General features: G+C 58.3%; 7 protein-coding genes and 1 pseudogene. All 8 read left to right on the plus strand.

All coding sequences use genetic code 11. The annotated features are described in order from the left end of the window. Window positions 1-110: pseudogene (locus D8V06_RS03455) on the plus strand (elongation factor Ts); the annotation flags it as partial. 210 nt (window positions 111-320) lie between these two features. After that, complete coding sequence (pyrH, locus tag D8V06_RS03460) at window positions 321-1064, plus strand: UMP kinase (protein ID WP_003198235.1); 744 nt, start codon at window positions 321-323, stop codon at window positions 1062-1064. After that, window positions 1061-1618: a ribosome recycling factor gene (gene frr, locus D8V06_RS03465; RefSeq protein WP_008000041.1), complete on the plus strand. Its 558-nt coding sequence runs from the start codon at window positions 1061-1063 to the stop codon at window positions 1616-1618. Before pyrH ends, frr begins: the two co-directional genes overlap by 4 nt. A gap of 13 nt (window positions 1619-1631) precedes the next feature. Then, window positions 1632-2387: a polyprenyl diphosphate synthase gene (gene uppS / locus D8V06_RS03470; RefSeq protein ID WP_056856247.1), complete on the plus strand. Its 756-nt coding sequence runs from the start codon at window positions 1632-1634 to the stop codon at window positions 2385-2387. Continuing rightward, window positions 2387-3193 carry a phosphatidate cytidylyltransferase gene (locus D8V06_RS03475; protein WP_130930440.1) on the plus strand — a complete coding sequence of 269 codons (807 nt, stop codon included), beginning with the start codon at window positions 2387-2389 and terminating at the stop codon, window positions 3191-3193. Before uppS ends, D8V06_RS03475 begins: the two co-directional genes overlap by 1 nt. Beyond that, window positions 3190-4380: a 1-deoxy-D-xylulose-5-phosphate reductoisomerase gene (gene ispC, locus D8V06_RS03480; protein ID WP_130906374.1), complete on the plus strand. Its 1191-nt coding sequence runs from the start codon at window positions 3190-3192 to the stop codon at window positions 4378-4380. Before D8V06_RS03475 ends, ispC begins: the two co-directional genes overlap by 4 nt. A gap of 53 nt (window positions 4381-4433) precedes the next feature. Further along, window positions 4434-5786, plus strand: a complete 1353-nt coding sequence (rseP, locus tag D8V06_RS03485; protein WP_130907995.1) for a sigma E protease regulator RseP — start codon at window positions 4434-4436, stop codon at window positions 5784-5786. 74 nt (window positions 5787-5860) lie between these two features. Then, window positions 5861-7826: outer membrane protein assembly factor BamA (gene bamA / locus D8V06_RS03490; protein WP_130930441.1), on the plus strand; the 1966-nt coding region annotated here is incomplete at its 3' end.

The raw sequence follows: 7826 nt of genomic DNA on the forward strand, positions 1-7826 counted from the left end.
GTGCTGAAATCGTTTCCTTCACCTACTTCAAAGTAGGCGAAGGCATCGAGAAGCCAGTGGACAACTTCGCAGAAGAAGTTGCTGCCCAACTGGCTGCTGCCAAGCAATAAGACGGTTTTTTAACTGTCGCCCTGAAGAGGCTGCCCGCTCACGCGCGCAGCCTCTTTTCAGATGGGCTGCCAATTTTTATTGGTTTCCCTTTGGAACTGGCTTACAAAGCCATGTTCCGATGGCGCTGAAGCAGCGCCAAGCTAGAGTGAACGCCAGCTGAAAACAGCTCGCAAAGAATTTTTTAAAATACGCCGCAGGAGAGATTCGCAATGGCTCAGCAGGGCAGTGGTTATCAGGCTCGCTATAAACGCATTCTACTCAAACTTAGCGGCGAGGCCCTGATGGGCTCGGAAGAGTTCGGGATCGATCCGAAAGTCCTGGATCGCATGGCGCTGGAAGTCGGCCAACTGGTCGGCATCGGTGTGCAGGTCGGTCTGGTGATCGGCGGTGGCAACCTGTTCCGCGGTGCGGCGCTGAGCGCGGCCGGCATGGATCGGGTAACGGGCGACCACATGGGCATGCTGGCCACTGTGATGAACGCTCTGGCCATGCGCGATGCGCTTGAACGTGCCAATATCTCCGCCATCGTGATGTCGGCCATTTCCATGGTAGGTGTGACCGATCACTACGATCGCCGCAAAGCCATGCGTCACCTGAACTCCAAGGAAGTCGTGATTTTCGCGGCCGGTACTGGTAACCCGTTCTTTACTACGGATTCGGCTGCCTGCCTGCGCGCAATCGAAATCGACGCTGATGTCGTACTCAAGGCAACCAAGGTCGATGGTGTGTACACCGCAGATCCATTCAAAGACCCGCACGCCGAGAAGTTCGATCATCTGACCTACGATGAAGTGCTGGATCGCAAGCTGGGTGTGATGGATCTGACGGCCATCTGCCTGTGCCGCGATCACAAGATGCCGCTGCGCGTATTTAACATGAACAAACCCGGCGCCCTGCTTAATATCGTACATGGTGGCGCTGAAGGAACCCTGATCGAGGAAGTTCAACAATGATCAACGAAATCAAGAAAGACGCTCAAGAGCGCATGCAGAAATCCGTGGAATCGCTGGCGCACAACTTCGGCCGTATCCGTACCGGCCAGGCGCACCCAAGCATTCTGGAAGGTGTGATGGTGCCTTACTACGGCTCCGACACGCCGATCAAGCAAGTCGCCAACATCACCGTCAAAGATGCGCGCACCCTGCAAGTCGTTGCCTTCGAGCGCAACATGCTGGGTGCTGTCGACAAGGCAATCGGTAGCGCCGGCCTGAACCTCAACCCGACCAACCTGGGTGAGTTGCTGCTGATCTCCATGCCGGCCCTGACTGAAGAAACCCGCAAGGGCTTCACCAAGCAGGCTCGCGATGTTGCAGAAGACGCCCGTGTTGCCGTGCGCAACATCCGTCGTGATGCGAACAGCCAGCTCAAGGACCTGGTCAAGGAAAAAGAGATCAGCGAAGACGAAGAGCGTCGCGCCACTGGCGAAATCGATGATCTGACCAAGAAGTTCGTGGCTAAAATCGACGCGGATCTGGCGCAGAAAGAAAAAGACCTGATGGCCGTATAAGGGTCGAGTTTTCATGGAAAAGACCAAGCAGATTGCGCCCACCGCGGTGCCGCGCCATGTCGCGATCATCATGGATGGTAATAATCGCTGGGCGAAAAAACGCTTTATGCCGGGTGTCGCCGGGCATAAAGCGGGTGTCGATGCGGTTCGTGCGGTCATCGAGGTATGTGCGGAGTCGGGGGTCGAGGTCTTGACCCTGTTTGCGTTCTCCAGTGAGAACTGGCAGCGCCCGGCCGATGAGGTCAGTGCCTTGATGGATCTGTTCTTCAAGGCATTGCGTCGTGAGGCCAAGCGCCTCAACGACAACAACATCAGCCTGCGTATCATCGGTGATCGTTCGCGCTTTCATCCGGAGCTTCAGGCTGCCATGCGTGAAGCCGAAACCATGACCGCGGGCGCCAACCGTTTCGTCCTGCAGATCGCGGCCAACTACGGTGGTCAGTGGGATATCGCGCAGGCCGCCCAGCGTCTGGCGCGTGAAGTCCAGGCCGGGCACCTGCGTCCGGAAGACATCACCCCGGATTTGCTGCAAACCTGTCTGGCGACCGGCGACCTGCCGTTGCCGGACTTGTGCATCCGTACCGGTGGCGAGCATCGCATCAGCAACTTCCTGCTGTGGCAGCTGGCTTACGCCGAGTTGTATTTCTCCGACCTGTTCTGGCCGGACTTCAAACACGATGCCATGCGTAATGCACTGGCCGATTTCGCATCCCGCCAGCGTCGCTTCGGTAAAACGAGCGAGCAGGTCGAGGCTGGAGCCCGGGTTTAATGCTTAAACAACGAATCATCACCGCGCTGATCCTGCTGCCGATTGCCTTGGGCGGGTTTTTCCTGCTCGAGGGCTCCGGTTTTGCGCTGTTCATCGGGCTGGTCGTGACCCTCGGTGCCTGGGAATGGGCGCGTCTGGCGGGCTTCACTGCCCAGCCTGCACGCGTTGCCTATGCCGCTGTCGTCGCGTTGATGCTGTTTATCATGTACATCCTGCCCGGGCTTGCACCTTGGGTGCTGGGGGCTTCGGTACTGTGGTGGGGCGTTGCAACCTATCTGGTGCTGACGTACCCGCGCTCCAGCGAGCATTGGGCCAGCGCGGCCTGCAAGCTGATGATCGGCCTGCTGATCTTGCTGCCGGCCTGGCAAGGCCTGGTTCAGATCAAGCAGCAGCCTTTGGGCAACTGGCTGATCATGGCGGTGATGGTGCTGGTCTGGGGGGCTGATATCGGCGCCTACTTTTCCGGCCGGGCTTTCGGCAAGCGCAAGCTGGCACCGCAAGTCAGTCCTGGCAAGAGTTGGGAAGGTGTCTATGGCGGCCTGGCCTTGAGTCTGGTCATCACCGTGATTGTCGGCTTTGTGCGTGACTGGACCGTTGCCGAGCTGTTCAAGGGCCTGATCTGCGCCGCCGTGATCGTGTTTATTTCGGTCGTGGGCGATTTGACCGAAAGCATGTTCAAGCGCCAATCCGGGATCAAGGACAGCAGCAATCTGCTGCCGGGGCATGGCGGCGTGCTGGACCGGATTGACAGCCTGACGGCAGCCATTCCCGTATTCGCCGTGCTGTTGTGGATGGCGGCACCATGAGCCGTCCCCAGCAGATTACCGTTCTGGGGGCGACCGGCTCGATCGGTTTGAGCACCCTCGACGTCATCGCTCGCCATCCCGAGCGCTATCAAGCCTATGCCCTGAGCGGATTCACTCGTTTGAGTGAATTGCTGGCATTGTGCGTGCGGCATACGCCACGATTTGCTGTTGTGCCGGAAGCTGGCGCTGCACGCAGCTTGCAGGATGATTTGCGTGCGGCAGGCCTGTCGACCCGGGTGCTGGTGGGGGAGGAAGGCTTGTGTCAGGTGGCTGCCGATCCTGAAGTGGATGCAGTCATGGCGGCCATTGTCGGTGCGGCAGGGCTGCGCCCGACGCTGGCAGCGGTCGAGGCAGGCAAGAAGATTCTCCTCGCCAACAAAGAAGCGCTGGTCATGTCCGGTGCGTTATTCATGCAGGCGGTGCGTAAAAGTGGCTCGGTATTGCTGCCGATCGACAGTGAGCACAATGCGATCTTCCAATGCATGCCAGTGGATTTTGCACGGGGTCTGAGCTCGGTCGGTGTACGTCGGATTTTACTGACGGCCTCCGGTGGTCCGTTCCGACAGACGCCCATGGCTGAGTTGGCGCATGTTTCACCTGAGCAAGCGTGCGCCCACCCTAACTGGTCGATGGGGCGCAAGATTTCGGTCGATTCGGCCAGCATGATGAACAAGGGGCTTGAGCTGATCGAGGCCTGTTGGCTGTTCGATGCCAAGCCATCCCAGGTCGAGGTGGTGATTCACCCGCAAAGCGTGATTCATTCGCTGGTCGACTACATCGATGGTTCGGTTTTGGCGCAATTGGGTAACCCGGACATGCGCACGCCGATCGCCAACGCGCTGGCCTGGCCGGAGCGGATCGATTCAGGGGTGCCGCCGCTGGACTTGTTTGCCATCGCACGCCTGGATTTCCAGGCACCGGATGAAGAGCGCTTCCCTTGCCTGCGTCTGGCGCGGCTGGCGGCAGAGGCGGGCAACAGTGCTCCGGCGATGCTCAATGCTGCGAATGAGGTAGCTGTGGCCGCGTTTCTCGACGGACGGGTTCGTTACCCGGAAATCGCGAGTATCATCGAAGAAACCTTGAATCTTGAGCCTGTAGTGGCAGTCGATGATCTTGAGGCAGTGTTCACCGCGGATGCGAAAGCGCGTCTGCTGGCTGAACAGTGGTTGAGTCGTCACGGGCGGTGAGTGCTGCAACGCGTTGGCCCATGCGGCACCGGATAGGAATGCGGAGAAAGTAGATGAGCGCGCTCTATATGATTGTCGGCACCCTGGTGGCTTTGGGTGTGCTGGTTACCTTCCACGAGTTCGGCCATTTCTGGGTCGCGCGTCGCTGTGGGGTCAAAGTGCTGCGTTTCTCCGTAGGCTTCGGCATGCCGCTCCTGCGCTGGCACGACAAGCAAGGCACCGAGTTCGTGGTGGCTGCCATCCCGCTGGGTGGCTACGTAAAAATGCTCGATGAGCGTGAGGGCGAGGTTCCGGCTGATCAGGTCGATCAATCCTTCAATCGCAAGTCGGTTCGCCAGCGTATTGCTATCGTGGCGGCCGGCCCTATTGCCAACTTTCTGTTGGCGTTAGTGTTTTTCTGGGTGTTGGCCATGCTCGGCAGCGAGCAGGTGCGCCCGGTCATCGGCGCCGTGGAGTCCGGCAGTATCGCCGCCAGGGCGGGCTTGACTGCTGGTCAGGAGATCATTTCCATCGACGGCGAACCGACCTCCGGTTGGGCGGCGGTGAATTTGCAATTGGTCCGTCGCCTTGGGGAGAGCGGTTCATTGCAAGTGCTGGTTCGCGATCAGGGCTCTTCGATGGATTCGCCTCGTGAGCTGGCTTTGGACAAATGGCTCAAGGGTGCTGATGAACCGGATCCGATCCGTTCGCTGGGGATTCGTCCGTGGCGTCCGGCACTGCCGCCGGTCCTGGCTGAACTGGATCCAAAAGGTCCGGCGCAGGCCGCCGGGCTGAAAATGGGTGACCGCTTGCTGGCGCTCGATGGCAAGTCGCTGGACGACTGGCAGCAGGTGGTCGACACCGTGCGTTTGCGTCCTGATACCAAAATCATGCTGCGGGTTGAGCGCGATGGTGCTCAAATCGACGTCCCGGTGACGCTCGCTGCCCGCGGCGAGAGCAAGGCGCCCAATGGCTACCTTGGGGCTGGGGTGAAAGCGGTCGACTGGCCGCCGGAAATGATCCGCGAGGTTAGTTACGGGCCTCTGGCCGCAATTGGCGAAGGGGCCAAACGCACCTGGACCATGAGCCTGCTGACTCTCGATTCACTGAAGAAAATGTTGTTCGGTGAGCTCTCGGTAAAAAACTTGAGTGGACCGATAACCATTGCTAAAGTGGCGGGCGCTTCGGCCCAGTCGGGTGTTGCTGATTTCCTGAATTTCCTTGCTTATCTGAGTATTAGCCTGGGGGTTCTGAATTTGCTGCCCATTCCTGTGCTGGATGGGGGGCATTTGTTGTTTTATCTGATCGAGTGGGCGCGTGGTCGTCCCTTGTCGGATCGGGTGCAAGGTTGGGGGATACAGATCGGTATCAGTTTGGTGGTCGGGGTGATGTTGCTTGCTCTGGTCAACGATCTGGGTCGACTGTAACGCTTCGCTGAATTGCGAATCTGCCGCATTTTGCGGCAGTTTGTTTATTGCCAGTTGGAATAAGAAAGGACTTCATGAAACGTCTGCTGCTAACTGCGGTTCTCACCGTATTGATGATCGCCGAAGTTCACGCCGAGTCCTTCACTATCTCTGATATTCGCGTCAATGGCCTCCAGCGGGTCTCCGCGGGTAGCGTCTTTGGTGCTTTGCCGTTGAACGTCGGTGAACAGGCGGATGATCGTCGCCTGGTGGAATCCACTCGTGCGCTGTTCAAAACCGGGTTCTTTCAAGATATCCAGCTGGGCCGCGATGGCAACGTCCTTGTCATTACGGTAGTCGAGCGTCCGTCGGTTGCCAGTATCGAGATCGAAGGTAACAAGGCGATCTCCACTGAAGACCTGATGAAGGGCTTGAAGCAGTCCGGTCTGGCCGAAGGCGAAATCTTCCAGCGTGCCACCCTCGAGGGCGTGCGTAATGAACTGCAGCGCCAGTACGTCGCTCAGGGCCGCTATTCCGCTACCGTCGACACCGAAGTGGTGCCGCAGCCGCGTAACCGCGTCGGCCTGAAGGTCAACATCAACGAAGGCACCGTTGCGGCGATCCAGCACATCAACGTGGTGGGCAACACCGTCTTCCCTGACGAAGACCTGATCGACCTGTTCGAACTCAAGACCACCAACTGGCTGTCGTTCTTCAAGAACGATGACAAGTACGCCCGTGAAAAGCTTTCCGGTGACCTGGAACGTCTGCGTTCCTACTACCTGGACCGTGGCTATATCAACATGGATATCGCTTCGACCCAGGTGTCCATCACGCCGGACAAGAAACACGTCTACATCACCGTCAACATCAACGAAGGCGACAAGTACACCGTTCGTGATGTGAAACTGAGCGGCGATCTGAAGGTGCCGGAAGACCAGGTCAAGTCCCTGCTGCTGGTACAGAAAGGCCAGGTATTCTCGCGCAAGCTGATGACCACCACTTCCGAACTGATCACCCGTCGACTGGGTAACGAAGGCTATACCTTCGCCAACGTCAACGGCGTGCCACAGCCTCACGATGAAGACCACACCGTAGACATCACCTTCGCGGTCGATCCGGGCAAGCGTGCCTACGTGAACCGCATCAACTTCCGCGGCAACACCAAGTCCGAAGACGAAGTGCTGCGTCGTGAAATGCGTCAGATGGAAGGTGGCTGGGCGTCGACCTATCTGATCGACCAGTCCAAGACCCGTCTGGAACGTCTGGGCTTCTTCAAGGAAGTCAACGTCGAGACGCCGGCTGTGCCGGGTGTCGATGACCAGGTCGACGTCAACTACAGTGTGGAAGAGCAAGCTTCCGGTTCGATTACCGCCAGTGTCGGTTTCGCCCAGAGCGCGGGCCTGATCCTTGGTGGTTCGATCACCCAGAACAACTTCCTCGGTACCGGTAACAAGGTCAGCATCGGCTTGACCCGCAGCGAATACCAGAGCCGCTATAACTTCGGTTATGTCGACCCCTACTGGACTGCTGATGGTGTAAGCCTGGGTTACAACGCTTTCTATCGCACCACCGACTACGACGACCTCGACGTCGACGTGGCCAGCTACTCCGTAGACAGCCTGGGCGCGGGCGTCAGCGTCGGCTACCCGATCAGCGAGACTTCGCGTCTGACCTTCGGTCTGACGGCTCAACAGGACGAAATCAAGACCGGTGTCTACACCGTTGACGAGATCTTCGACTTCGTTGAGCAGGAAGGCGACAAGTACCTGAACTTCAAGGCTTCGGCCGGTTGGTCCGAGTCCACGTTGAACAAGGGCGTACTGGCGACACGTGGCCATTCCCAGAGCCTGGTACTGGAAACCACAACACCGGGCAGCGATCTGTCGTTCTTCAAGCTCGACTACCGTGGCCAACTGTTCCAGCCATTGAGCGAGAACTACACCATGCGCCTGCATACCGAACTGGGTTATGGCGATGGCTACGGTTCGACCGACGGCTTGCCATTCTATGAAAACTACTATGCTGGTGGTTTCAACTCGGTTCGTGGCTTCAAGGACA

Origin of the sequence: Pseudomonas sp. Sample_24 (assembly GCF_004307605.1) — a bacterium.
In the GTDB taxonomy this organism is placed as follows: Bacteria; Pseudomonadota; Gammaproteobacteria; order Pseudomonadales; family Pseudomonadaceae; genus Aquipseudomonas.

Coding starts and splice junctions, on each gene's coding strand:
- pyrH (WP_003198235.1), top strand. CDS start 321: ATGGCTCAGCAGGGCAGTGGTTATCAGGCTCGCTATAAACGCATTCTA.
- frr (WP_008000041.1), top strand. CDS start 1,061: ATGATCAACGAAATCAAGAAAGACGCTCAAGAGCGCATGCAGAAATCC.
- uppS (WP_056856247.1), top strand. CDS start 1,632: ATGGAAAAGACCAAGCAGATTGCGCCCACCGCGGTGCCGCGCCATGTC.
- D8V06_RS03475 (WP_130930440.1), top strand. CDS start 2,387: ATGCTTAAACAACGAATCATCACCGCGCTGATCCTGCTGCCGATTGCC.
- ispC (WP_130906374.1), top strand. CDS start 3,190: ATGAGCCGTCCCCAGCAGATTACCGTTCTGGGGGCGACCGGCTCGATC.
- rseP (WP_130907995.1), top strand. CDS start 4,434: ATGAGCGCGCTCTATATGATTGTCGGCACCCTGGTGGCTTTGGGTGTG.